Source organism: Reinekea marina, from assembly GCF_030409715.1.
GTDB lineage: Bacteria > Pseudomonadota > Gammaproteobacteria > Pseudomonadales > Natronospirillaceae > Reinekea > Reinekea marina.
This window is the reverse complement of record NZ_JAUFQI010000001.1, coordinates 764,288-789,461: the sequence shown is the minus strand read 5'-3', so window position 1 is coordinate 789,461 and position 25,174 is coordinate 764,288. Positions and strand designations below refer to the sequence as shown.

Genomic DNA, 25,174 nt, shown 5'->3' with positions numbered 1-25,174 from the left:
CTATTAAATTTCTTAAAGGCGTTTCGCAATTCGTCAATTTAAACCGTTGGGTTTGCAGTATCAAGGATACATACAGGTATGGACATCACACCGTCAAGAGTCATTTGTCATGTCAGCTAAATCTGATAGTCAAAGTGCAACTAGTGTTAAACGGCGAAAAGATACCGAGCTTCGCGATGCGGTTAATCGCATGCAAAGTATTGGACAAAAAGTTCAAAAGAAAAATAATGCCTATCGCCTTGCGTTAAGAGAACTTTCTCATCTGACTCACTCCCCGCTCGCCTTTGTACTTGAGTTGGCTTTTGATGAACAGATGAAGCCTTACTTTGAGTGTCGCTGTGTTTTTCATAACCCAGAAGATAACACTGAAGCTCCCGATACTGACTTAGACTTTAGGTTATCTGATTTTCGTTTACCCATTGATTCGAAATCTAAAGAGTTTTATCGAATTTACATGAGTACTCAAGCGGCGGTATTCGATAAAACCACGATAGGCAATTTTCCTTCTTCAGCCGGTTGGCAAGCGATAGACGGCATGATCAGTATTCCTGTTTCAGATGGCGGAAAGCCCAAGGCACTCATAGTTCTGTGCAACAGTGCTGAGCCATACCGCATTGAGTTGAACAAGCGCATTTGGCCATTACTATCGAGCTTACTCAATATGCTGCGCATTATTGAAACACGCGAAAACTTAAGCCATTCGAACATTAGGCCCATCAAAGAGGATGAAAGTGCTCGTGAGAATTATTCCATCATTGAACAGCTTTCGCCCAGCGGAATTTTAGTACTCGACTCTAAATTAAACATCTTAAGAATTAACCCGGCCAGCGAACAAATATTCGGTTTTGAAGCACATGATTTGCTTGGTAAATCAGTTATAAACCTTTTACCTGAAAGTTACCCTAATGAGCATGCGCTGAGAACCTTTTCTGTACAGGCACACACGAATCAAAAACGCACAAACCACAACATCCAAATTAAAGGCGTCACTCGTGCTGGGCAAACTGTTGTTTTGCAGGCTTCCATTGTCCCTATTAGAGAGAACCACCAACCTTGCATATTAGTTTTATTAAAAAATCTTGCCGAGATTAACGAGATTCAAAACCAGTTAGAAGGCGAGCTGCAAAGATTCAGAGCGCTCACAGATTTAGCGCCCATGGGTATATTACAAACCGATCAATACTGGCATACCAGCTATGTTAATAAGCAATGGCTTGAGATAACCTCTATTGAAGAAGAGCAGACCGTCGGACTCAACTGGACACATATATTTCAAGGAATTAATGCAGAAGCCAACATAGCCGACCTACATAAATCTCTATTAAACCACAAAGTGTTTAAAAGAGAGCTGCAATATGAATGCCCTAACGGCACTGAACGTTGGATTATTTTTCACGCGCGGCCTTTATTAGACATAAATGGCAATGTCGATGGTTTTCTCGCGTCTATCATCGACAACACCTATTATCATCACTCTGAAACCAAGCTAAGAGACCTCGCCGAAAGAGACCCCTTGACTCGACTCGCCAATAGAACATTGCTGCTAGAGCGATTAGAGCACGCGATAAGCCATAAACAGCGTCGCGGTGCCGTTGCACTGCTCAGTTTAGATTTAGATGGCTTTAAAAATATCAACGACTCAATGGGACACGAAGCTGGAGATAGGCTGCTTATTGAAGTCGCAAAACGAGTCAGCGATATTTTGCGTGAAGAAGATTTACTAGCCCGAATAGGCGGTGATGAATTTATCGTCTTATTGGAACGCATCGCAGAGGCTGAAGTAGCCTCCATTATTGCGATAAAAATCTTAAAAGCGTTACGTGAGCCCTTTGAAATAGATAACCAAGAAGTCTTTATTTCAACCAGTATTGGAATCTGCTTTTCCGTCGCAGGCCAAAAGAGCACTTGCGCATCACTATTAAAACAAGCCGATATAGCGCTTTATAGAGCCAAAGCCGAAGGGCGCAATAATTTTCAATACTATACACCTGACCTAGATTTAGTTTCTAAACGACGACTCGAGCTAGGAAACAGCTTACACAGAGCGCTGAACCTTGGAGAGTTTGAAGTTTACTACCAACCGCAGCTATCCGTCAGTGATAATGTGGTGGTCGGCTTTGAGGCATTAATTCGATGGAACCACCCCGAAAAGGGCCTTATTGCACCCGATGAGTTTATCCCTTTGTTAGAAGAAATAGGACTCATAGCTCCCGTAGGGCGCTGGATAGCGCACTCATGCTTTATGCAGTTACGAGAATGGATAGACGCTAAATTAGTCTCAGAAGATGCGGTAATGTCCGTTAATGTGAGTCCACGGCAATTTCGCGACTCACAATTTCTTCAAAGTGTTAAAAACTCAATGGTCTCAGCACGTCTAAGCGGTAAAAATGTCACCATAGAAATTACGGAGACTGCTCTATTGCAAGATAACCTGGAAGTAAAAGCCACTTTAGAAGCCTTTCATGAGGCGAACATTGGTATTGCCCTTGATGATTTCGGCACAGGCTACGCTTCTTTGAGCCATTTAAAAAAATACCCCATTAGCGTAATAAAGATTGACCGCAGCTTTATTAAAGATTTACCGTATGATGAAGAAGACATCGCCATCACCGATTCTGTCTTAGCGTTAGCAGAAGCGTTTAAGTTAAAAGTTGTCGCAGAAGGAGTAGACAGTGATGAAATTTTAGAGTGTTTAAAAGAACGAGACTGCCACACTTATCAAGGGTATTTGTTCAGTAAACCACTTGCCGCGAAAGATATACCCGATAAAATCAAACAATAAGCATAAATTTATAATTAGGAAAGAAACATGTCGAATGACTCTCGGCCAGACTATTATGTTGGCATTGGTGCCTCTGCTGGCGGCTTAGAGGCTCTCCAAGCCTGTGTTAAAAACATATCGTTAGATTCTGGCAATGCTTACGTCATTGTTCAGCATCTTTCTCCTGATTTTAAATCGATGATGCCTGAATTACTGTCTCGCCATACCGAGTTACCCATCTTATTAATGACAGACGAGATGGAAATAGAGCCCAATAAAATCTATTTGGCCCCCGCACGTACAAACGTCATGTTATCGGAAGGCAAAGTACTTTTGGTTGAACAACTCGACAGTAAAGGCGCTCACTACCCTATTGATGCTTTTTTTCGAGCCCTCGCTGAAGACCAACAACATCGCTCAATCGCGATTATTTTATCGGGCACCGGCAGTGATGGTTCGCGCGGCATTCAAGCAATAAAAGAGGTTGGTGGCCTTGTTATGGTACAAGAGCCCACGAATGCAGCATTCGATGGTATGCCGATCAGCGCTATAAAGACTGGTTTTTACGACATCATTTGCGATGTTCAAGAGATCATCGGAAAATTAACCAGCTACACCAATCATACGGTTGTATCGGGTGAAAAATCCGTCTTAGAGACCGATACAGAACGTGCCGAGCATGCATTAAAAGAAATATATGATCTGTTAAAAATTAAAAGCGACATCGATTTCACGCTGTATAAAGGCAAAACAATTTTACGGCGCATCGAGCGACGAATGGGCATTAACAGTTTAGACAACATTACTGATTACTATGCGTTTTTGTTAAAAAATCCTAGAGAATTACAAACCCTTGCCAAAGACATGTTGATCGGCGTTACTCGATTCTTTCGAGATTCTGAAGCCTTTATTGCGCTTGAAGAAACGGTTATTCCTGAGATTCTAAAGAATCACACAACTGACGATATTATTCGCATCTGGGTGGCTTGCTGCTCTACCGGTGAAGAAGCCTATTCTATCGCGATCCTTATTGAAGAAGCACTCGAGCGATTAGGGCTCAACAAAACCGTACGCATATTCGCCACCGATGTAGACCCAGATGCTATCGCCGATGCTAGCTTAGGCCATTACTCGCACAACATTGCGAGTGACATGAGCGAAGAGCGAATCAACCGATACTTTATCCAGCACGATGAGTACTACCAAATATTGCCTTCTATTCGACAGAAGGTGGTATTTGCCACTCACAATCTGTTATCGGACCCTCCTTTTTCTAACTGCCAACTCGCCACCTGCCGAAATGCACTGATTTATTTTCAGCCAAAGGCACAAAAACGCATTATTGCCATGTTACATTTTGCACTGAATCAATATGGTTATTTATTTTTAGGCAGCTCTGAGTCGTTGGGTGAAATGTCTGGTAACTTTGATGTAGTCAATGATCGAACTAAGATTTACCAGAAAACAACCTCGGCAAGGTTAATAACCAACACAATCCCATCATTGATGAGTATTCCGGAAAGTAACGGAGCCAGCCCGAGTGTAAATCAGCTCATTTCTACTTTCCAAAAGAGCCAACGCCCCTCGAGTTACACGCAAGTATATGAATCGATTATCGAAAATTATGCTCCTCCGGCCATCATTTTATCGGAAGACATGAGTGTTCTGCATGTATTCGGGGAGGTGGCCCACTTTACTCAAAAAATTCGGTCAGGTAAGTTCAGCGCTAATTTGAGCGATTTAATCAACGATAGTTTATCGACCGCTGTGACTACGGCCGTATACCGAGCCCAATCTAAAGCCCACAACGTGCAATATGAAAATATTCAGTTTGTTGATGAGCATGGCGATATTCGCCATACGAACTTGCGAGTTCTATACATTAGCAATAGCAAGTCGGCACAAATTTATTATGTATTGCTTTTTGAGCTGGTTGGAGAGTTTTCAAGCCCTGACGCTGAAGGCAGCGATGCCAACTACGCCGAACAACGCTACAGTCAGCAGTTGATTAAAGATTTAGAAGACGCTCTCAAGAAGAAACAAGAGCACTTGCAAGTTACCGTCGAAGAGCTTCAAACAACTAATGAAGAGCTCCAGTCTTCTAACGAAGAGTTAATGGCAGCCAATGAAGAGCTGCAGAGTACTAACGAAGAATTACAATCGGTTAACGAAGAACTCTATTCGGTTAACTCTGAATACCAAGAGAAAATCGAAGCAACGATTCAGGCCAATTTAGATACTGAGAACATCATCCGCTCAGCAAAACTCGGTTTTATCTTTTTAGATGATGCATTACTAATTCGAAAGTTCACTCAAGAATCGTCCGATGATATTTTTCTTTTACCGACCGATGTCGGTCGCCCGTTTCACCATATTTCACATTCTCTTATTTACGATAACTTCTTAACCGATATATCCAAAGTGTGTAACAGTGGAGAACCGATTGAAACGACCGTTGCTACTAAAAAAGGGCGAGTTAAGCTGATCAATATCTCGCCTTATACAGACGAACATGGTGTAACCTTTGGCTGTGTAATTGCCATTACCGACATTACCGATATCCAACGTTTAGAAAGTAAGCTAGAAGCCTATTTAGAAGAGTTAAAGGCGACTCAGAACAACCGAGCTTTAATGGCAAAAGAAGATACCATTCATGTTCTAGTGGTCGATGATGATGAGGTTGATGTTGAAATGATCACCCGTATGTTAAATAAGGAAACTTTTGATCCTTATAAATACGAATTGACCATCGCCAGTAGTTTCCAGATGGGTCGAGAACTACTGGCGAAAGAGCATTTCGATGTTTGCCTGGCCGATTACAAACTCGATGCCCATACCGGGCTCGATTTAGTCGCCGGACTAAGTGACAAAAATAAGGAATTGGCTTTTATTTTATTGTCAGGGTATTTAGATGACATTATTCGAGAGAAATCGATTGAATTGGGTGTTTACGATATTCTCGACAAAGCCGACATTAACGCTCAGCTTTTGCAACGCAGCATTAGCTATGCATTAAGGCACCAGAAAACTGAAAAGTTTTTACTCCAACACAATGAAACTGATTAACTGGAGAATTAATAGTGGCAAACTTAAGGCATACCCTGGGTATGCCTTGAAGGTTATTTTAATCACTTAGGTTTTTAATCCAAATCCCTTTAAACGCACGTTTACTCACTAAAACGGCTTTTGCTAATTCTTCCACGAGCACCATGGCATAAACCCATACGTAACTTAACTCTAAGTAATAAGCGGCTAACAAGGCGGCAGGTATACCTAGCATGTACATAGCGACCATATCGACACCCACCATGTATTTGCTATCCCCACCGGCCCTAAGAACCCCTATAATGATGGTCATGTTCAATACTTTGAGCCAAAACGTTAAACACATAACCCACAGCAATTGAACGGCAAGCTGATACAAAGACTCGTTAGGGTCTATCAGTAACGGTAAAAAGAAAGGGCTGGACAGCAAAATTGCGACACCAACAAATAAAGACCCAATTGGCGTCCAGATTACGAATTGCTTTGCAAGGTGTTTGGCCATTTCAAACTTATCTTGCCCTAAATTTTGCCCTATGAGCACTGCGCACGCGGTAACAAAACCAAAAAACAATGAATGATACAAACCTTCAATTGGGCTGACTAAACTCAATGAAGCCAATGCGTCGGTTCCTTGCGTTGCGGCAATAGCATGGTAGATAAACGACCCAAAACCCCACACAGTAAAATTCAACGTTAATGGCCATGCCGTCATAAAAAACTTTTTACTGTATTGATGAACCTCCTTACGCGCTGAAATAAGGGAGGTTAAAGACAGGGAATGGTTTCGCACCGCCAAAAACCCAAAAAATAGCAGTACTTGAAGCCCTCTCGCAATATCGCTGGCAATGGCGACGCCGTCTGAGCCCAATGAAGGAAACAGCCAAACCCCATGAATCAAAACATAGTTCAAAATAATGTTAATAACTATCGCCACAGCCGCAAGGATTAACGGCAGTAACGTTTCACCTTGCGCGCGCAATGCACTTTCGTATGCAATGATGATATGCGTAAAGAACAGTAACGGTACAGTAATTCTTAAATAGGAAGCGCCTTTAGAAATCATACTGGCATCATGACTCATTAAACTCAGTACAGATTCAGAAGCCGTCAAAAAAAGTAAACCCACTGGCAGCATTAAAAATAATCCAGAAACCATGCCTAACAATAAAATACTGCGTGCGGAGTCTGTTTTCCCTCGACCGAAATACTGGGCGACCAGTACAGAAATGGCGGAGCCTAGGCTGGCCATAACCATCACCAGAACAAAATGTATTTTCGCACCAATACCAATTGCCGCGACAGACGCCGAGCCTAAATTTGCGACCATAAAAACATCTGACATGCCCAGCAGCGATATCAGTACACTTTGCATGGCTACGGGAAGAGCCAATTTTAGAATTTGTCGTCGTAAAGAGAGAGCCATGGTGTTGTTCTACATAAATAAAGTCTCAGAATTCTAATCTCATGCTGGTCAAACGCTATGGCTGCAACTATTATTAGCATGTTCAAAACTATCATATTAATATTGAGAAGCTGACACGTTCATGAAATTTTCGAACAAGTTAGAAATTGGCAAAGAGTGTTTTGAGATTTTTTTGACCAGTGATGAGTTGCCAGAAATGTCCTTGCATAACATTCATATGGCCGGAATCGCCCATTTAAAACCGCCTTATGTCATCGAACGGTCTCAGTTGAATTTACACACCCTTTTATTCACCTCTTCGGGGCAAGGTAAGTTAACCACTGAAACAACCGAAGCCGTTATTCAACCAGGTACAATGACTGTATTACCGGCGCAAACAAATTACCGATTTGAAATTAACGACGACCATTGGGACATGTGCTGGATACTGTTACCCGAGAAGTTAGATTGGCAAACATTAATGCCGGATCAACCTGAGATTCGACCGACCTCTCAAGCCCTAAATATTTTCTATTTATGTCACGTTATAAACCAAGAGCGGGAAATTGAGGCCTCGTTTAGAGATCAGAGCTTTCACCAGCTGGCCCGCTACATTGAGAGCAATTTAAACTCTCTTACCTTAGAAAAAGATGATCGTCTTAGCGCGGCCTTTAGATCCGTGAATCAGTCTTTGCATAAACCTTGGACGGTCAATGACATTGCGCAACTAACCTATTATTCAGAACCTCACTTATATCGGCTCTGCAAGGAGCGATTTGGCAAAAGCCCTAAGCAGATTATTCGCTCGTTGCGTATTGATCGAGCAAAACAGCTGCTAACGTTGACCGACTGGCCGTTAAATGAACTCGCTCAACGAGTGGGCTTTTCAGATGCCTTTAATTTTTCAAACCGATTCAAAAAAGAAGTTGGCCTTAGCCCTAGCCGTTTTCGTGAAGTGGGTTCAAACGACAGCACGAACAACACTTAACAATTTTGATTTAAGTCGGGCGTTTTAGGGTAGTGATTTCTCCCAAGCTGGCGTAATCTTCTCCGCCTAATCGTGAGATGGGGTCTAGTTTGTGAGCATCTACGGTAAATGGGGCATCGGTTAACAAGGTGTCTTTAACAAAAATATGCTTTACCGACAAATAGATTACAGCTTGAGGACCGTTCCCTACTAAGTGAATATCGTGCAGCTTACAAGACATAGCGACCGGTGCAGACTTCAGCCTAGGTAACGTGAAACTTTCTTCGGCCACCAATTCATGTTCTATTTGATTCAACTCTGAATCCCCTTCGGCTAAACCACGAGCGGTTTCATTTACTTGCGGCATCAACTCGGTATTCGCAATGTGAATGGTGCAAAATTGACGTTCTTCAATATTTCGCCAAGTATCTTTTTTTGTACCATCGCGCTTCTGCCCTACCGAAATCATGACTAATGCTGGGTCACTCGCAATAACATTAAAATATGAAAAAGGGGCCATATTTAAACTGCCATCTTCGTTTTCTGTCAGTATCCAAGCCACCGGCCGGGGAACTATGGTATGAGTCAATAAGCGGTATACTTGCTGTTTTTCTAGTGACATAAGATCGAAATGCATGAAACGAGCCTCTCTAATCGTGTTCAGTAATTATACGCCATGTTAAATGAAACCCCAGTAGTTGACTATATTGATACCAATAGTCACTATAGTGATACTTTTATAATTTTTATGGCATATGGCGTGACTATTGAAATACGATAAGACATCGACCATCGGAGTAGAAACATATGTATCAGTATAAGAAGCGCCAGGTTACCCCCAGACCCGATAAAGAACTTCGCCTAGAAAATGGCCGGCTCGGTGGATATTTCTCATTATTATTGGGGTTTTCTAGCCTACTTGCGGTGTTGGCCTACCTTTTCCCCTCCTATTTAACGACAGCAGAATTGCGAGCCATATATAACATCGGTGACTTACAATACATACTCAAATACGGCATGTGGCTGTCACTGGGGTTTGGATTAACCAATTTTATAATCAACAAAAAGAAGCGTTTAGGCTTTGCAGGTGTCTCTTTGACCTTAATTGCCTTTGCCTTGGCCGCCAATGTTTCACCTTCTGGATCAACAGAGCCCTTTCCACTGGCCATTGGTGTGGATTGGCTGGTCATTGCCTTGCTGGGCTCGTTCTTTATTTTCACCTCATTAGAAAAACTGTTTCCAAAATATCGAGATCAGGTTGTTTTACGTGACGAATGGAAAACAGATTTTTTCTATTTTTGCGTTAACCATTTACTTATCTCAGTCTTCCTATTGTTTGGAAACTTTGTGGTCAGTTCTTTTGACTGGGTCGCCAACCCAACCTTACATAATTGGGTATTGGCCCTGCCTCTAGCGCTGCAAGTACTTTTGTTGGTTATCTGCGCAGATTTCGTACTGTACTGGGAACACCGATTGTTTCATGAACATAAAAAGCTTTGGCCTTTTCATGCTGTGCATCATTCCGTTGAAACAATGGATTGGTTAGCTGGTTCCCGTTCTCATATTGTTCATACACTTGTAGAAAGATCTTTGGTCTTGGTTGTACTGCACTTGCTAGGCGCAAGTAAAGTCGCGCTCGATATCTACGTGATCATTGCCGCAATTCAAGCCATTGTGATCCATTGCAACATGAAAATTCACTGGGGGGTGTTGAAATACATCCTAGTTACGCCGCAATTCCACCACTGGCACCACAGCTCCGAGGAGCCTGCCATTGATACCAACTATGCGGCTCACACAACGTTGTTTGACTGGGTTTTTGGGACTTATCACATGCCAAAAGGGGTTTGGCCTGCCAAGTATGGCACTACCAAACCATTGCCTCGCGGTTACTTTAAACAGATGTGGTACCCTTTTCGAAAGCTCCTCGGTTAACCAATCTGACCATACAGGTTATACTGGGTTCTTTATTTGATCGGCGCTTAATTACCGCATAAGGAACCCTACATTGATTAGATACGCTTTACTCATCAACCCACAAGCTCAAGGTGCCTATTTTAAGGACACACTGAGCGTTGCTCAGGCTGAGTTTCAAGCGGTCATTGGCGACGAGGCTATAGAGCACAAACCTGTCGGCCCATTTCATTTTTTCCACGCGAACCTTTCCGAAGTACAATTGAAACAAGCCATACGATTGTCATTTGTGCAAGGTGTGTTTCAAGTTGAAGCCGACCAACTCATTCCTCTCGATTGTGAAGCAGATTTTCAATTGCATGACGACTTTGTGTTTGGTTCAAAATACCGCGGCAAAACGAATGAACACCTGACTCAACTGTTACTTAATGTTGGCTTAGCAAACCTACCCACTCAAAACCAGCCGATAAACATTCTCGATCCTATGTGTGGTCGCGGCACGACCTTGCTGTGGGCGCTCCGCTACGGGTTAAATGCAAAAGGTATTGAGCAAGATGTTAAAGCCGTTGACGATATAAAACAGAGCCTAAAAAAGTGGACCAAGCTGCATCGTCAAAAACATAAAATACTTGAAGGCTTTATTGGTAAAGCTAACAAAAAAGGGCTGGGAAAATTTTTAGAGTTTTCCACCAATGACCAAAAAATGCGGATTATTAACGGTGACAGTCGCGATGCCGCCACTCTGATAAAAAGCGAAAAATTTGATTTAATTATCAGCGATTTGCCCTATGGCGTGCAGCACTTTACGACTGACAAAACTCGAAACCCGCTCGCGGTTATTGATGAATGTATCCCTGGCTGGAAGAAAGCACTAAAGAAAAACGGTGCCATTGTGCTGGCATTCAACAGCTATATTCCTAAACGCGCTGAGTTAATTGAATGTTTTGAAAATCATGGATTTAAAGCACAAGCGTTTACCGCACCGCACCGTATGAGCGAATCTATTGTGAGAGATATTTTGGTACTTAAGCTACCAGAGTAGGCATGAATAAACCCGGAAGTCGGCACCTCCGGGTTTTGAACAATTTTATTGCCGATCAACTAAATCGTAATCGGAAGGAACAGAGAAGTTACTTTCGTGCACATTGGTCATAGCAACCGATTTAATTTCATAGACGTATCGCACTAAAGGTTTGCTTTGCCAGCTTTCTAACAATTTATCGGTGCCTTTTTTAGCTAAATTACCCAGCAATTGCTTACCAACACCTTCTATACCTTCATCTAAGTTAAGCGTTTCTTGATAGGCTTGCTTCTCGGCCTGACACGCTTTGGAGTCACGCAGCCATTCTAACTTAATTGAAATGGGGTAACCTTCTACTTGCGCAAGTTTTTTGCCGACGATACCGCCAAACTGGTTCTCCTGATTATTGGTATCACCGGTAAAAGCCGCGAGCGCTTTGTAGCCTTTCGGTCCTAAGATACGAACTAATGGGTCGTTTGCGGCTTTTTGCGCAATGGCATCTTGGAATTGACCATGAACACTCCAAACCTCATGTATGTTTGCATCGGGGTTTGTTGTCCAAAAATCGAAACTGATTAGATTTATATCTTTTGCACCCGTAGAATCTTGGTATTCGGTTTTCCACATGACTTGGTAATTACTAACATCAAAGCCGTTGATCTTGCGTTGTTTGCCAGTTTTCGTCACGTCAAAGTCATTGGTCACTAGCTCCACTTGGCAGCCTAGCTCTTCGTAATCTTGATAGTCTTCGGTTTCTTCTTCAGATTGCTCAAACTGATCGAGAATAGATTGTTCTTGGCAGCCACTCAGTGCACACTCACTGTATTCTTTCTTTTTATAATTCACTTTATAGGCTTTGTTTAAATCAATTCGCGCAATATCGGCTTCTTCAGAGTTAGCCCATTTCATTAGAAAGTTTTTAAATTTTATGGTGTCGCGAATACTGCGCTTATCGGCTTGCGTATATACGACCTGCGTACCGTTAAAGTCTGGGACTAATGTTCCATTAATAGAATATTCTGCGTTGACTTGCGCGACAGTCACTTTTGGTGTGGTATCTACTGATTGAGTTTGGCAAGCAGTTAAAGCCGCAACGGCTATAGCGGTATAGAGTGGCGTTTTCACAGCGAGTTCCTTTTATACTGATTTCGGTATCTAATTACCCTTTAAGTACCGTAAAATTACCACGCCCTATAGCCTATTTCATTATCTCTCTAGCGAACCAGCTCCTATTTTAAGATGCATTTCAGCATCCGTGTATGTTTTTGTGATCTTTATCACATTCAGGCTTGGGCTGTGCTGCCAAGCAGCTTAGCCAGTTCACCTGTATCGACCAATTTTTTAACATCACTGTACCCACCCACCAAAGTGCCATTCACAAACACTTGTGGGTAGGTTTTAAAGCCAGTCCACATTTTAATGGCTAACCTAGGATGCCATTGTGCAAAATAGCTTCCGTATTCTAAATAGGTGAACTCTATTCCCTGCTCCGATAATAACTTTCGAGCTTTTTTTACAAAGGGGTTTATCTTCATTCCGATTACAACTACTTTATTACTCGCTATCGCCTGCTTCACTTGATTTAAAACGGCGTCGTGCCCACCACCCAATTTCGAATGAATGGCAGGATGGATCTCTTCTAAAGAAAGTACAGTTCTAGTCATATTAAGCCTATAAACTTGCTAAATGTATAACCATCATGCGCTTTTAGTTAGTATTCAACAACCTGACAAAGGTAACTATATTTGCTCTTTATTCTGACAAAAATAAATGGACATGCCTTCAAACTGAACTAGGCTTAAGGGCAAATGATCAGTTGAATTTTCTCATGTCATTAAAACAGGACTACCAACAAAAGCTGGAGCAATTGAATAACCTATTGAATACTGATGTCGGGATCATTAGCCAAATAGAGGGTGCACACTATACAGTGGCGCAAACTTTTTCATACATCAATACCATTCAAAGTGGTAATCAATATCTTATTCAAGAGACTTATTGCAAAGAAGTGATCGCTCAGCAGAAGCTCATCAGCTACGCGCATGTCGGGCGCATTCGAAGTATGGTGCTACACCCTATTTATACTGCGATGCAACTCGAAGCCTACATTGGCTTACCCATACTCAGCCCAGAAGGCGAAGTGTTTGGAACACTGAATTTTTCCGGATTAATGCCCAAACCAAACGGTTTCAGTGAGGAAGAGATTGCCCTGGTTACTGAGCTGCGAGATGAAATTGAGCAATCCCTTGCCGAGCGAGATTACTCGTCCGACAAGGGATAACACTAGAACTAAACGTTACGCCGGTACTCCCCGCCAACTTCATACAAAGCATGGCTAATTTGCCCAAGACTGGCAAATTTCACGGTACTCATTAACTGGTCAAATAAGTTCTCTTGTTGCTTGGCACTTTCTTGCAAAGTTTGTAATGCTTGCTGTGCTTGTTGCTCATGCAGCTGATGGAACTTTTCTAACTCGACAATTTGCTGGTCTTTTTCCTCGGTACTGGATCGAGCCAGCTCGATTGGTTCATCTTGCTCAGTTTCTTTGCCTTTGAAAGTATTTACACCGATTAATGGCAGCTCACCTGAGTGCTTTTTGTGTTCATACAACATGGATTCATCTTGGATTTTACTGCGCTGATACATGGTATCCATAGCACCTAATACCCCACCACGCTCACTTAAACGCTCAAACTCAGCAAACACAGCTTCTTCAACCAAGTCTGTTAGGTATTCAATAGCAAAGGAGCCTTGCAGAGGGTTTTCTATTTGGTTCAAGCCCAGTTCTTTATTAATAATTAACTGAATGGCCACTGCACGTCGTACGCTCTCTTCTGTAGGCGTTGTTATCGCTTCATCGAATGCGTTGGTATGCAAGCTGTTGCAGTTATCAAACAACGCGTACATGGCTTGGAGTGTCGTTCGTATATCGTTGAATTGAATTTCTTGCGCGTGCAGCGAACGCCCTGACGTTTGAATATGGTATTTCATCATCTGTGAGCGTGCATTCGCACCATATCGGTCGCGCATGGCTCGGGCCCATATTCTGCGAGCCACTCGACCAATCACCGCATATTCTGGATCCATCCCATTACTGAAGAAAAAGCTCAGGTTCGGTGCAAAATCATTTACGTCTAAGCCACGCGCGCGGTAATACTCGACCAAGGTGAAGCCATTAGCCAAAGTAAAAGCCAACTGAGTGATCGGGTTAGCTCCCGCTTCTGCTATATGGTAACCGCTGACGCTGACCGAGTAGAAGTTTCTTACCCCTTCTTGAATAAACCACTCTTGAACATCACCCATTAGGTGCAAAGCAAACTCTGTTGAAAATATGCAGGTATTTTGTGCTTGGTCTTCTTTCAAAATATCCGCTTGAACAGTACCGCGGACTTTTTGAAGCGTTTGTTGTTTGATGCCCTTATAGGTGTCGGCATCTAACAACAAGTCACCCGTTACGCCTAGCAAGCCAAGCCCTAAGCCGTTGTGGCCCTCTGGTAAATCGCCATGATACTGCGGAGGAAGCTGACCCGTAAGCTGCTGAATTTTTTGTTGCGCGGAGTCCCATTGGTCGTTTTCTTTTAAATAGAGCTCTACTTGCTGATCAATCGCCGTGTTTAAAAACATAGCCAAAATAACAGGGGCGGGGCCGTTAATTGTCATCGAAACAGAGGTCGATGGCGCGCACAAATCAAAGCCTGAATACAGCTTTTTCATATCATCTAAAGTGGCAATCGATACTCCACTGTTGCCTACTTTGCCATATATATCGGGTCGGATATTTGGGTCTTCACCATAGAGCGTCACAGAATCAAAAGCCGTCGATAATCGTGCAGCGGGTTGACCGAGCGAAAGATAATGAAAGCGGCGGTTCGTTCGCTCTGGTGTCCCTTCACCGGCAAACATGCGTGTAGGGTCTTCACCTTCACGTCGGTACGGATACACGCCCGCTGTATACGGGAAATGACCCGGTAAATTTTCTTGGCCGGTAAACTTAACTCGCTCACCCCAATCGTTTTTGGTGTTCGCCACTACTTTCGGAACTGGGTTTTGACTTAAGCTCTGCCGATAATTATCACCTTCGATCGTTTTATTGCGAACTTGATATTGATAGGTTGGTGCGCTGACACCGGTCATTTTTTCAGACCAGCCGGCTATGGCATCTTTACTTTCTTGATCGAGTGCTTTTATTTGCTCGTTATACTTTTCAACTAACGGTTTAAATGCGCTGTCTAAGCTATCCGTAGATAGGGTTTGTAAGGGGTCACTTACCTCAACGCCCAGTGCCTTTAAACTCTCAAAAAGATGTTCCGCTTGTGCTGCAATGGCAGCTTGATGCTTAACGTGCTCATTTTTAGACCGCCCTAGTTCGGCAATTTCAGCTAAGTAGCGTTGTTGCTTACCAGGAATTAACACATGGCTTTTAGGTTGGCCGGCAGGCAAGTTGGCCGGCCATGGCTGCTCAGATTTTGTCGAAACTTGTTGGCACAGGGCATTAAATAACCCATTAACACCAGGGTCTAAGAAATGGCTGGCAATGGTTGCAAAAACAGGGACTTCACTATCGTCTGCACTGAACTCATTGCGATTACGGCGCCACTGCTTGCGCACATCTCGCAGAGCGTCTTCTGCACCTTTACGGTCGAATTTATTAATCACTATCCAATCGGCTAAATCAATCATGTCAATTTTTTCTAACTGACTCGCCGCGCCGTATTCTGGCGTCATTACATAGCCGGGCAAATCAACTAAATCTACAATGGCAGAATCACTCTGACCTATGCCTGCCGTTTCCACAAAGATCAAATCAAAGCCTTGGTGACTCATTTCGGTAATGACGTCGTTCAGAACTTCGTTAGTGGATAGATGCTGCCTGCGCGTCGCCATGCTGCGGAAAAAGACATTGGGCTGGCGAATGCTGTTCATTCGAATCCGATCCCCTAATAATGCTCCGCCCGTTCGACGACGAGTAGGATCAACCGCTAATACGGCGAACTTACGATCTGGAAAAGTAGTGGCAAATCGCAACACTAATTCATCGGTAAGACTCGATTTACCGGCTCCGCCTGTGCCCGTCAGGCCAATGGTAGGACAACCGCGCTGGTCATGGCTTGCCTTCGTTTGCTCTTGTTCGATCAATGTCAACGCTCGGGCTTGTTTGAGGCTGACATGAGCCTTCGACGATAATGCTTCGGCGCGTTCTTGCTTAGCTTTTTTACAAATATCGACCGCATCGTCGATCATCCCAACCAGACCCATTTTCATGCCGTCAGTCGGGTGATAAATCCGGGAAACACCGTATTCATGTAATTCGGCAATTTCTTCTAAGGTAATGGTACCGCCGCCGCCGCCAATAATAGTGACGTGTTCCGCGCCGGCTTCTTTCAGCAGATCAACGAGGTATTTAAAAAATTCGCAATGACCGCCTTGGTATGAGCTGATCGCAATCGCATCGGCATCTTCTTGCAGTGCGGCTTTAACAATGTCATCAACACTGCGGTTATGGCCCAGGTGAATTACTTCGCAACCGCGGTCTTGGATTAACCGACGCATAACATTGATCGCAGCATCGTGGCCATCAAATAGGCTAGCAGCGGTTACGACGCGTAAAGGGTGCACATCACTCATACATTTCTCCGATCTGAACACGAATAGCTGGGTAAGCTTGGTGTTGTTTGATTATTAGGTGACCTAAAAAGCGGAAAATCTCAGCGGCGAAGGGATTGCCCTCGCTTAAAGAAGTAGGTGTTCCCGCCATTATTGTTATAATTGTTGGCTGGCTTAGCCGATTGAACGATTGTTAAAACTTGCTTTTAAGCCAGTTTTTGTAATTTTTTGTCACTTTTTCAGTGTTTTACAGATAATTTGACCAAGCCACTTGCGTGATAGACTAGCTTTCGTTTACGTTAGCGTCAACTTGTTAGCCAATGACGGCTGAGACTACTCAGTAAATAATTCGCAACAGAACAACACCCGATTAACAGAGACCGCTGTAACGAGCCTTATGACCCAACACACTCAAGATGACACCTTTAGTATTCGCGATTTGGCCGATGAATTTGGCATTACGACGCGCACCATTCGATTTTATGAAGATAAAGGGCTAGTGACGCCTACTCGACAAGGTCAGAGGCGTATTTACCATAAACGAGATAAAGCGAGACTAAAGCTAATACTGCGCGGTAAGCGGCTGGGCTTCAGCTTGGATGAAATTGTGCACTTAGTAACACTTTATGAAACACCGAATGACAAATTGCCGCAATTACAGGTGTACTTGGAAACGCTGACCGGACACAAAGAAACGCTTTTGCAGCAAAAGCGCGACTTAGAGCAAACCTTAATAGAGTTAGAACGCGCCGAGCGCGAATGTCGCCAAGCCATTGCAAAGCACGATGATGTTGCTCCTGAAAGCACTTCCTCTTAAGCTTGTCTCAATTAAACCAGTTATTAAGGATGACCCATGCCAACGTTTGATATTGTTTCTGAAGTCGACAAAGAAGAATTACGCAATGCCGCCGACAACGCTAACCGTGAACTCGCCACTCGTTTCGATTTTAGAGGCGTTGAAGCCAGTATAGAATTGGTCGGTGATGATACCATTACGTTAAAGTGCGAATCCGATTTCCAAGTACGTCAGCTTGAAGAAATCGCCGCTAAGAACTGTGTTAAACGCGGCATCAGTGCAGCTTTTGCTGAGGTTGAAGATGAGCCTGTCCATGTCGGTAAAACTTTTACGCTCAATATGAAGTTTAAAAATGGCTTAGAGCAACCAACAGCACGTAACATTGTAAAACTGATTAAAGAGAAAGGCGCGAAAGTAAAGGCTTCCATTCAAGGCGATAAAGTTCGCGTAGAAGGAAAAAAACGTGACGACCTACAAGGCGTTATGGCTATGCTGCGTGAAGAAAAAATTGAACAAGACTTACAGTTTAATAATTTCCGCGATTAGTTTGGAAAACCCAGCAGACCGCTATTGTAAACCGCCTGCTGGTACTTTCCTTAATTAATTTGATCGGGTGCTTTTAAACCATAGCGATTAAAAATTTCGGTCACTTCGCCCGATTTCGCCATGGCTTCAATCGTTTGCTTAAATTCTTCGAAGTACTTAGAACGCTTCGAGGCCTTAGGAATACTGACATATCGTCCATTATAGAAGTTCTCTATATAACTCGCTCTTCTAGCTTGCGGCACAATGTGTATCCTATCCATGTCATGAGCCGATGAAGTGACTACGGCATCGACAGAGCCTGATTCTAAAGCCTCAATTAAATCGTTAGTGTTTGAAAACTCAACCTTCGTCACTGTAGAGTTTTCAGCAAATTCTGCCGAATAGATGCTGCCTTCTAAAGCGCCAACCCTGAGTTTATTCAATTCTGCTTTATTTCGGACATCCCCTGCATAACTCGGCGATAAGTAATAGAAAACTTCTCTCACTTCATAACCATAAGCCACCTCATCTAAAAACTGCTTACGTTCTGCGCTCATTGAATGTCGCAGTAGCAAATCTACGCCGCCAGTTTCAGCAATTTCAATGGTTTCATCCCAAGTTTTATGCTCCCACTTAATTTGATGCCCCATACGTTGCAGCGCCGTTTGCACAACATCGGCAACAGGACCAATACAAGCCATTCTCGTGGGGATCAACTCTGGCGATCTATCTCGACAATGCGCCTTAAAGTTTGCAGCATGTAAAGCAGAACTGCTGAGGATAAATAACATGAGCCCGCAGGCTATTTTTTGAACTTTTATTAACGTCATGGCGTGTCCTATGGTTATTGTTGTTGTCGCGGCAATGTAACCCAGCGCCAACATTGATAAACCTAAAGGACATTTATTCTTTAGTGGTTTTTTTGATCATTAAAATCATAAAGTTCACCACTTGCTTTCAATGGCGAACTCTTACACACAAATATGGGATTTATTCGCTAATTGTTCTGAAAAAATTCTACGCCACGCATCAAAGAGAGCACCAGCTCCTGCGCATCAAATTTAGTCAATGCTTCATTCGCACCTACTTGGGTTGCCTGGCTGACACTAATTGAACTCGACAGCGATGAGTGCAAAATAATATAAGCCTCGGCCAATGCTTGTGTACTGCGCACTTCGAAAGCCAATTCATACCCGTCTAAACCTGGCATTTCGATATCGGATACCAATAAATTTACGGGGTGACCTACCGCGGCCTGTGTATTCATGTAATCGAGTGCTTTTTGGCCATCATTCGTGACATGGAAAGGTACATTCAGCAGGCTCAGTACATCGGTCAATTGCCGTCGAGCGGTTGCTGAGTCGTCAACGACTAAGATGTTCATCGGTTTTAATTTTTCCCGTTGAATATCAGTCACAACGGCCATCGCCGCTTGCGGATCTGGTGGGTAAATTTTATTCAGTAACAGTTCAACATCCATTAACTGAACCAGCTTATCTTCCACTTCGACGGTGCCGGTAATAAAGACATTTTTACCCAACAACGCATCGGGCTGTTTTATGGCTCGCCAGTTCGTTTCGACGATTTTTTCTATCTCGCTGACGATAAATCCAACAACCTTACGCTGACAATCGGTCACCACAATGTAGGCACTTTTGAGCTGGCTTTCTGTTAGGGCACCTAAACCGATGACCTCAGCCATATCCACGACCGAAATCGTCTGGTCGCGAATGGTGAGCGCCCCTTTTATTCCTGGTGCCGAGTTCATGAGAGGTGTCACTGGCCGATAAGGCACAAGCTCCCGAATTTTTAAGGTTCCAAGTGCAAATTGACGCTTATTCTTTAAGCTAAACAGCAGCAACCCCTGAGAATAGTTGGCTTTAGACGTCACAAATAGCTCCAAATGAGATGTGAATAACCATTATATAGGGTAATCGACCAAAACGCGCAGATGATGAGCGGTAATTTATCAGAATGAAAAAAAGCGCCACAGAGGCGCTTTTAACTAGGTAGAATGTTTTATTGCTTTTTATGTCGCTGTTTGGCGAACTTTGCTGGGTTCGAATGTGCTTCGAGGTAATCAACTAACGCTTCAGATTGCTCTGGCGATAATACAGTGTTTAATTGATCGGTTAATGCGATTCTTAACTCGGCCTTTTTGGCTTCACGAAGCGCGGCCATTTCTTCTTGGCTTTGCTTACTATCGCTCTCTTTCATTGCTTCACGCTGTGCTTTCATAAGCTCACGTTGAGATTCTTGAAAGGTTTTAAGCACCTCTGTAACACTGGCTTGCGTTTCTTCGGTTAAATTTAACTGACCGAATATATAATCTAACTTGACCGTTTTACCTAGCATTTGCGAATGCTTGGCACGCTTGTCACCGTTTTGGTCTGCGCTTCCACTGTTAGCCATCGAAAGGCCTGCGGTAGTTAACATGGTTACGGTTAATAACCCTGCAAGTAGTTTTTTTGTCATCGTTGTATCTCCAAGTTTAGGTTGTATCAGCATTGAAGAGGGGAATCTTCGTATTGCTTGGAAGATACTTTATTCGCACAAGGTGCAAACAATATGGAGGAAATGTGCAATGACACTTTAATGACAATTACTTTGGATCAAACCGATACCCGGCTCCATATACGGAGTGAATGTAATCGTGTTCAGGGTCTAATTCATTGAGTTTTTTGCGAAGTTTTTTAATGTGGCTATCTATGGTTCGATCACTGACAACCCGTTGATCTTTGTATATTCGATCGATCAGTTGATCACGAGATAAAATATGACCGCTTCGGTCCATTAATGCACTCAATAAATTCAACTCAACAATAGTGAGCTCACTGGCTTTTTCAGCAAAACTCACCTGTGCTGTTTGCGTATTGAGCCACAGTTTGGTTTTAGGAGGGGGTTCTATCTCATTGGGTTGAACTCGTTTTAAAATCACCTTCGTGCGAGCCACCAGCTCTCTTAATGAGAAAGGTTTACACAGATAATCATCTGCGCCCAATTCAAGCCCGAGCAGACGATCAATTTCTTCGACCTTTGCCGTCGTCATGATGATAGGGACGCTTGAATTGGCCCGTATTTTTTTACACAGGCTAATGCCATCCAGCCCAGGTAGCATTAAATCAAGCACAATTAGATCAGGCTGATTGTGCTTTAACCACTGCTCAGCATCATCACCACGGTGCTGCACAACGACATCATAATGCGCCTGTTTAAAATAATCTCGCTCTAAAGCGGCTAACCGCTCTTCATCTTCAACAATGAGTATTTGTGCCATCACTACTCCTGAATAGCTTTAGGTAGGGTTAACTCTATCGTTACACCACCCAATTCACTACTTTTGGCAACCACCGTACCTTGATGCGCATGAACAATATTTTTCACAATGGCCAAACCTAAGCCAGACCCACCGGTCTTTCGGTTTCTAGAACTATCGACGCGGTAAAGCCGATCAAACAACTTAGGGAATTCAGTCTCTGCAACGCCCGGGCTAGAGTCCGACCATGTCAGCAATAGCATCGAGTCTTGTTCTAACAACTGGAGCGACAACTGGCCAGGTGAGTCGGTGTAGCGCAATGTATTTTGCATTAAATTAGAAAACAATTGCTCAATACGTTGCTCATCAATAAACGCTAAGAAATTTTTTCCTTTTGTGCTCATGCTCAGTTTAATGTTCGACTCGTTTAGCCGAGAGCTATATTGCTCCAGGCTGGCAAACATAAGTTGTTTTAAATCGACCGGTGCTTTTTTGTATTGCAAAGCGCCAACCTCAGAGCCCGACAGCTCATTTAAGTCATTCACCAAGCGCCCCATACGCTCGGCTTGCCATTGTAGGCTTTTAAGCCAATCTTCGTTGGTTTCGCGTATGCCATCTTGGGCAGACTCTATGTCGGCAAGCAACACGGCAATTGGGGTTCTTAATTCATGGGCGATGTCGGTAACCCATTGCGAGCGAGACTTTTGATTCTCTTGTAGCGTGTCCGCCAGCTGCTTCACATCTTGTGCTAACTGCCCTAATTCATCTTGGCTATTGTGAGTGATTGTTTGATGATAATTCCCCGCCGCCATTTCGGCTAACGCGGTGGACACTTTACGAAGTGGACGTGCAATGACACCTGAGATAAAAATGGCGAACACCGCCGAGGTTATTAATAGTGCAACGGCGATCCAGCGTATTTGCTCTTTATATTGGGCCCGGAAGATATTGTCGACTTGTGCATCGAGACGCTCATTCGGCTGGTACCCGATGTAACCAAGGGTGTCCGATGCATCATTAGTGATCGGAACCCATACAAAGCGTTTGTTTGGGTCTTCTCGGCCCACAATTAACTCACCCTGTTCTGATTTCAGCAGCAGCCTTTCTAAGTATGGCGGCCGAGGACTAAAGCGGCGACGATCATTCATGAGTGTTGGATAGCTCAGGTTAATTAAAGCAACCCATTGCTTAGGGTTGTTTTGCAGCGCTTGCCAGCCTTGATTACGCTGATTATATGCCGCCAGAGATTCTAGCAACGGCTGTAATCGCCTTGCCTCTTGCTTATTAACGTAGTCAGCGAAGTTTTGGTTAAAGCTTGTACTGTTCAACCACAGTACGGTTGCAATTAGCAGCGTATTAATAAATAAAATACTAAGAAACAACTTGGTTCGAAGTGAATAAAACACAATCAACCCATTAGGAAAATAGAAGTGCGCCAAGTTTAACGCACAAATGTGCAAACAACGTGCAGATTGGTTCGTGTTTTACCGAGTTTCTAAATAAATAACGAACCAACGCTCATGCTGGGTAGTTAATAGCTGCCGTTGGCTAGGGTTGCAACGTCGGTGAATTGCGCCATCATTTGCTCAAGAGCGACAGAATTTACCAATTGGTAGAGTCTATCTTCTCGGGTAACGGTGCCCTGAACATAGCCACCGGCCATATTGGTGTCCATTTCTTCAATGTTAAAGTAATGCACCCCTTCTACTTTATCGACGGCCATGCCAACTCTAGACTCCGGGAAATCGAGAACCAGCATAAAACTGGGTTCAGCAATGCCTTCGTTGCCTTGCATTTGCAACACATCGATTACGGCTAAGGTTTCACCTCGTAGGCTAATAAGCCCCATTACGCCGACCGCATGGCTTGGTACAGGGCTTAACGGCTGCCATGGAACGACTTCTTTAATCAACGTAGCCGGAAACGCCAACGGCTCGCCGTTGAGTTGAACAACGACCCACATTTCGGTTGTAGACATTCGAAACCCCTTACTGTGATATTGATTCAAAGCGTAGTAAAGTGTCGGCACATTGGCAACTTGCTGGTCACAATTGTCAGAGCCAGCACACTCCATCTTTATTAACTGGTTTATCGGCTAAGGCGTATAAAAGTTTATGTCCTATTTGCGCAAATTAAATAAAGCTTATGCTCAACTGTCTAACGCTAAAGATTTAGATGATTTGCTCAGGCTGTCTATTAAAGCCGTTAAGGGTACGCTTGGGTTCGATAGAGCAGGGTTTCTTCTTTTCGATGCTCAAACCCAAGAACAAGTTGGGACTTGGGGCATAGACGCCCATGGAAAGCTTCGAAATGAACATGGCCTGCGCTACCCCATTACCGATGACCACCTCATGCTAGATTCAAGCGAGAGTATTCGCTTAATACGAAATAAATCTCTCAATGATATGGGGGAAGCCCAAGGGGTTGGTTGGCACGTACAAGCGATGGTCAGCTCCGAGAAAGAGCTGTTCGGTTGGCTGTTCGTAGATAATTTAGTGAATGGTAAAGACATAAGCCAAGAAGAATTTGAAGTTCTGGAAACCTTTTCAACTGTACTTGGGCAGCTCATTATTCGCGCTAAAATTGAAGATACGCTCAATAGCACCCTCAAGTCGCTAGCGGTAAAAGACCAACCGCAACCTGAAACACAAAGCAAACTGGCACGGTTAGATACTCATATCGAACATTCCAGCGAGAGCATGATATTAGCTGAAAAGTTAATCGGCCTCGTCCCGATGAGTACTCGTTATATTGGAAATTTAGTAAACTTTATCTCGCTGCTGTCACCTAAACAGTTTGATGCCGCGAACATAGATTTATTAGATACAGCTAAATCATCGGCGAATCGATTGTCTCGTATTTTTCGCTTTGTTGATGCTCGTGTTCACGCCACTACGAATGATAAACGGCAAACGGTGAGCTGCGCCGCGGTAGCCAAGTATTGGCAATCACAGTTTCAACCTCTGTTTGATAAAACCACGCATTCACTCATTGTAAAGGCTGATCAGCCTGAGCTTTTGGTTACGATTCCATTAATACTGCTGACACAGTTAGTAAAGGAGTTGATGAGTAATGCCTTATATCATGGCTTAGAAAGTACTACGGGCGGCCAAATATCCATTAAATTATCCTCACAAGGCGGTTTACTCACTGTCACCATTGACGATAACGGTATTGGCTTAGAAAGCAGCCAACTTAATGAAGTCAGCAAGCTTTTTGTCACGTCAAAGCCCAACGAAAACCTTGGTACCGGCCTTAACGTGGTACAACACTACGCGGAACGTTGGTTAAATGGGCAGCTTGACTTGAGTGAATCGACTCAAGGCGGTTTGCAGGCAACATTGACCTTTCCTGTCTCTCAAGAACAAGCCTAACCCCTTTCCAAGGCTGAGATCAATTCCTGCCGATTCACCTCTTGATCCAGAAAAAGATAGTATGTTGCGACCTTTAGTATCATAAAATGATACTTTGCAGATAATCCTGTTGCTTGCCGATTCTTCCGCTTATATTCCTTTTCAAACAGGCAAAAACAAAAAAGGAGCGCAGGTTATGGGAAATGCAATGAGCCAAGTATTTAAGTTTATCAGCAAGAATCCTGGTTATCGTCCGTCACTGGGAGTAATAACTTCAGTCATTCAATCATCGACCATGGTTGCATGGGGAGCGATCAATAAAGATGGCGAAATTTCTTACGTTCCCGCGTTAGAAGAAATGAAAAAAAGCTGGCCGGATGCCACTTGGACACCTATTTCAAAGCAACAAGCCTCTCTCTTCGATAAAGCATTTGAACGAGAGCGTGGTGCAAGAGAAGAGTTTCTACTCTCAATCTAATTCGATTTGCTGTACTCGTGCTAGCGGAGGCTTACAGCTAGCAACAAGCCTC

General features: G+C 43.5%; 24 protein-coding genes. 12 read left to right on the top strand and 12 right to left on the bottom strand.

Annotated elements, in window-relative coordinates:
- The first annotated feature begins 52 nt into the window (after positions 1 to 52).
- Genes QWZ13_RS04180 through QWZ13_RS04170 form a run of 3 tightly spaced genes read left to right on the top strand, consistent with a single transcriptional unit; the run spans position 53 to position 5,827 of the window.
- Complete coding sequence (locus QWZ13_RS04180; protein WP_290280653.1) at positions 53 to 2,782, top strand: sensor domain-containing protein; 2,730 nt, start codon at positions 53 to 55, stop codon at positions 2,780 to 2,782.
- Positions 2,745 to 2,870 (top strand): hypothetical protein, encoded by a 126-nt coding sequence (locus QWZ13_RS04175; RefSeq protein WP_290280652.1) that lies wholly within the window; start codon positions 2,745 to 2,747, stop codon positions 2,868 to 2,870. Before QWZ13_RS04180 ends, QWZ13_RS04175 begins: the two co-directional genes overlap by 38 nt.
- Complete coding sequence (locus QWZ13_RS04170) at positions 2,846 to 5,827, top strand: chemotaxis protein CheB (protein WP_290283265.1); 2,982 nt, start codon at positions 2,846 to 2,848, stop codon at positions 5,825 to 5,827. Before QWZ13_RS04175 ends, QWZ13_RS04170 begins: the two co-directional genes overlap by 25 nt.
- 58 nt (positions 5,828 to 5,885) lie before the next feature.
- On the opposite strand, the gene QWZ13_RS04165 is transcribed toward QWZ13_RS04170, so the two are convergent.
- A complete protein-coding gene (locus QWZ13_RS04165; RefSeq protein ID WP_290280651.1) occupies positions 5,886 to 7,229 on the bottom strand; it encodes an MATE family efflux transporter in 1,344 nt (447 codons plus the stop codon).
- A 121-nt stretch (positions 7,230 to 7,350) separates the two neighbouring features.
- On the opposite strand from QWZ13_RS04165, the gene QWZ13_RS04160 reads away from it, so the two are divergent.
- A complete protein-coding gene (locus QWZ13_RS04160) occupies positions 7,351 to 8,196 on the top strand; it encodes an AraC family transcriptional regulator (RefSeq protein ID WP_290280650.1) in 846 nt (281 codons plus the stop codon).
- Positions 8,197 to 8,206: 10 nt separating this feature from the next.
- On the opposite strand, the gene QWZ13_RS04155 is transcribed toward QWZ13_RS04160, so the two are convergent.
- Entirely contained in the window at positions 8,207 to 8,812 is a 606-nt protein-coding gene (locus QWZ13_RS04155; protein WP_290280649.1) for a flavin reductase family protein, read from the bottom strand.
- A gap of 170 nt (positions 8,813 to 8,982) precedes the next feature.
- On the opposite strand from QWZ13_RS04155, the gene QWZ13_RS04150 reads away from it, so the two are divergent.
- On the top strand, positions 8,983 to 10,110 hold the full coding sequence (locus QWZ13_RS04150; RefSeq protein ID WP_290280648.1) for a sterol desaturase family protein: 1,128 nt from the start codon (positions 8,983 to 8,985) through the stop codon (positions 10,108 to 10,110).
- 73 nt (positions 10,111 to 10,183) lie between these two features.
- Positions 10,184 to 11,131: a TRM11 family SAM-dependent methyltransferase gene (locus QWZ13_RS04145; RefSeq protein ID WP_290280647.1), complete on the top strand. Its 948-nt coding sequence runs from the start codon at positions 10,184 to 10,186 to the stop codon at positions 11,129 to 11,131.
- A gap of 45 nt (positions 11,132 to 11,176) precedes the next feature.
- Here the strand turns inward: QWZ13_RS04145 and QWZ13_RS04140 are convergent, their stop codons facing one another.
- Entirely contained in the window at positions 11,177 to 12,235 is a 1,059-nt protein-coding gene (locus tag QWZ13_RS04140) for a hypothetical protein (RefSeq protein ID WP_290280646.1), read from the bottom strand.
- Between QWZ13_RS04140 and QWZ13_RS04135 the strand changes: the two genes are divergently transcribed.
- On the top strand, positions 12,223 to 12,348 hold the full coding sequence (locus QWZ13_RS04135) for a hypothetical protein (RefSeq protein ID WP_290280645.1): 126 nt from the start codon (positions 12,223 to 12,225) through the stop codon (positions 12,346 to 12,348). The genes QWZ13_RS04140 and QWZ13_RS04135 overlap by 13 nt on opposite strands.
- Before the next feature lie 45 nt (positions 12,349 to 12,393).
- Here QWZ13_RS04135 and QWZ13_RS04130 read toward each other — a convergent pair whose 3' ends face one another.
- Complete coding sequence (locus QWZ13_RS04130) at positions 12,394 to 12,774, bottom strand: glutaredoxin domain-containing protein (protein WP_290280644.1); 381 nt, start codon at positions 12,772 to 12,774, stop codon at positions 12,394 to 12,396.
- Positions 12,775 to 12,938: 164 nt separating this feature from the next.
- Here QWZ13_RS04130 and QWZ13_RS04125 point away from each other — a divergent pair, with 164 nt between their 5' ends.
- Positions 12,939 to 13,391: a GAF domain-containing protein gene (locus tag QWZ13_RS04125; RefSeq protein ID WP_290280643.1), complete on the top strand. Its 453-nt coding sequence runs from the start codon at positions 12,939 to 12,941 to the stop codon at positions 13,389 to 13,391.
- Positions 13,392 to 13,399: 8 nt separating this feature from the next.
- On the opposite strand, the gene QWZ13_RS04120 is transcribed toward QWZ13_RS04125, so the two are convergent.
- Positions 13,400 to 16,735 (bottom strand): methylmalonyl-CoA mutase family protein, encoded by a 3,336-nt coding sequence (locus QWZ13_RS04120; protein ID WP_290280642.1) that lies wholly within the window; start codon positions 16,733 to 16,735, stop codon positions 13,400 to 13,402.
- Entirely contained in the window at positions 16,728 to 16,865 is a 138-nt protein-coding gene (locus QWZ13_RS04115; RefSeq protein ID WP_290280641.1) for a hypothetical protein, read from the bottom strand. Before QWZ13_RS04115 ends, QWZ13_RS04120 begins: the two co-directional genes overlap by 8 nt.
- A gap of 246 nt (positions 16,866 to 17,111) precedes the next feature.
- Here QWZ13_RS04115 and QWZ13_RS04110 point away from each other — a divergent pair, with 246 nt between their 5' ends.
- Together QWZ13_RS04110 and QWZ13_RS04105 are read left to right on the top strand one after the other, a co-directional pair.
- The gene (locus QWZ13_RS04110) at positions 17,112 to 17,531 is read left to right on the top strand and encodes a MerR family transcriptional regulator (protein ID WP_216000413.1); all 420 of its coding nucleotides are present in this window, start codon (positions 17,112 to 17,114) and stop codon (positions 17,529 to 17,531) included.
- Between the two features lie 36 nt (positions 17,532 to 17,567).
- Positions 17,568 to 18,056 (top strand): YajQ family cyclic di-GMP-binding protein, encoded by a 489-nt coding sequence (locus QWZ13_RS04105; protein WP_216000414.1) that lies wholly within the window; start codon positions 17,568 to 17,570, stop codon positions 18,054 to 18,056.
- A 50-nt stretch (positions 18,057 to 18,106) separates the two neighbouring features.
- On the opposite strand, the gene QWZ13_RS04100 is transcribed toward QWZ13_RS04105, so the two are convergent.
- From QWZ13_RS04100 to QWZ13_RS04075, 6 genes are all read right to left on the bottom strand, one after another.
- A complete protein-coding gene (locus QWZ13_RS04100) occupies positions 18,107 to 18,919 on the bottom strand; it encodes a substrate-binding periplasmic protein (RefSeq protein ID WP_290280640.1) in 813 nt (270 codons plus the stop codon).
- A 113-nt stretch (positions 18,920 to 19,032) separates the two neighbouring features.
- Positions 19,033 to 19,926 (bottom strand): chemotaxis protein, encoded by an 894-nt coding sequence (locus QWZ13_RS04095; protein ID WP_290280639.1) that lies wholly within the window; start codon positions 19,924 to 19,926, stop codon positions 19,033 to 19,035.
- 128 nt (positions 19,927 to 20,054) lie between these two features.
- The gene (locus QWZ13_RS04090) at positions 20,055 to 20,543 is read right to left on the bottom strand and encodes a hypothetical protein (protein ID WP_290280638.1); all 489 of its coding nucleotides are present in this window, start codon (positions 20,541 to 20,543) and stop codon (positions 20,055 to 20,057) included.
- Positions 20,544 to 20,637: 94 nt separating this feature from the next.
- Positions 20,638 to 21,312 (bottom strand): response regulator, encoded by a 675-nt coding sequence (locus QWZ13_RS04085; RefSeq protein WP_290280637.1) that lies wholly within the window; start codon positions 21,310 to 21,312, stop codon positions 20,638 to 20,640.
- Between the two features lie 2 nt (positions 21,313 to 21,314).
- A complete protein-coding gene (locus QWZ13_RS04080; RefSeq protein ID WP_290280636.1) occupies positions 21,315 to 22,730 on the bottom strand; it encodes an ATP-binding protein in 1,416 nt (471 codons plus the stop codon).
- Between the two features lie 92 nt (positions 22,731 to 22,822).
- Positions 22,823 to 23,365 (bottom strand): chemotaxis protein CheW, encoded by a 543-nt coding sequence (locus QWZ13_RS04075; protein ID WP_290280635.1) that lies wholly within the window; start codon positions 23,363 to 23,365, stop codon positions 22,823 to 22,825.
- A gap of 40 nt (positions 23,366 to 23,405) precedes the next feature.
- On the opposite strand from QWZ13_RS04075, the gene QWZ13_RS04070 reads away from it, so the two are divergent.
- Both QWZ13_RS04070 and QWZ13_RS04065 read left to right on the top strand, forming a co-directional pair.
- Complete coding sequence (locus QWZ13_RS04070; RefSeq protein ID WP_290280634.1) at positions 23,406 to 24,665, top strand: sensor histidine kinase; 1,260 nt, start codon at positions 23,406 to 23,408, stop codon at positions 24,663 to 24,665.
- A gap of 175 nt (positions 24,666 to 24,840) precedes the next feature.
- A complete protein-coding gene (locus tag QWZ13_RS04065; protein ID WP_290280633.1) occupies positions 24,841 to 25,122 on the top strand; it encodes a hypothetical protein in 282 nt (93 codons plus the stop codon).
- Positions 25,123 to 25,174: the final 52 nt, after the last annotated feature.

Excerpts from the sequence above, each read along its gene's own strand:
- QWZ13_RS04165 (WP_290280651.1), bottom strand. The coding sequence starts at position 7,229 with ATGGCTCTCTCTTTACGACGACAAATTCTAAAATTGGCTCTTCCCGTA.
- QWZ13_RS04160 (WP_290280650.1), top strand. The coding sequence starts at position 7,351 with ATGAAATTTTCGAACAAGTTAGAAATTGGCAAAGAGTGTTTTGAGATT.
- QWZ13_RS04155 (WP_290280649.1), bottom strand. The coding sequence starts at position 8,812 with ATGCATTTCGATCTTATGTCACTAGAAAAACAGCAAGTATACCGCTTA.
- QWZ13_RS04150 (WP_290280648.1), top strand. The coding sequence starts at position 8,983 with ATGTATCAGTATAAGAAGCGCCAGGTTACCCCCAGACCCGATAAAGAA.
- QWZ13_RS04130 (WP_290280644.1), bottom strand. The coding sequence starts at position 12,774 with ATGACTAGAACTGTACTTTCTTTAGAAGAGATCCATCCTGCCATTCAT.
- QWZ13_RS04125 (WP_290280643.1), top strand. The coding sequence starts at position 12,939 with ATGTCATTAAAACAGGACTACCAACAAAAGCTGGAGCAATTGAATAAC.
- QWZ13_RS04120 (WP_290280642.1), bottom strand. The coding sequence starts at position 16,735 with ATGAGTGATGTGCACCCTTTACGCGTCGTAACCGCTGCTAGCCTATTT.
- QWZ13_RS04115 (WP_290280641.1), bottom strand. The coding sequence starts at position 16,865 with ATGGCGGGAACACCTACTTCTTTAAGCGAGGGCAATCCCTTCGCCGCT.
- QWZ13_RS04110 (WP_216000413.1), top strand. The coding sequence starts at position 17,112 with ATGACCCAACACACTCAAGATGACACCTTTAGTATTCGCGATTTGGCC.
- QWZ13_RS04105 (WP_216000414.1), top strand. The coding sequence starts at position 17,568 with ATGCCAACGTTTGATATTGTTTCTGAAGTCGACAAAGAAGAATTACGC.
- QWZ13_RS04100 (WP_290280640.1), bottom strand. The coding sequence starts at position 18,919 with ATGTTGGCGCTGGGTTACATTGCCGCGACAACAACAATAACCATAGGA.
- QWZ13_RS04090 (WP_290280638.1), bottom strand. The coding sequence starts at position 20,543 with ATGCTGATACAACCTAAACTTGGAGATACAACGATGACAAAAAAACTA.
- QWZ13_RS04085 (WP_290280637.1), bottom strand. The coding sequence starts at position 21,312 with ATGGCACAAATACTCATTGTTGAAGATGAAGAGCGGTTAGCCGCTTTA.
- QWZ13_RS04075 (WP_290280635.1), bottom strand. The coding sequence starts at position 23,365 with ATGGAGTGTGCTGGCTCTGACAATTGTGACCAGCAAGTTGCCAATGTG.
- QWZ13_RS04070 (WP_290280634.1), top strand. The coding sequence starts at position 23,406 with ATGTCCTATTTGCGCAAATTAAATAAAGCTTATGCTCAACTGTCTAAC.
- QWZ13_RS04065 (WP_290280633.1), top strand. The coding sequence starts at position 24,841 with ATGGGAAATGCAATGAGCCAAGTATTTAAGTTTATCAGCAAGAATCCT.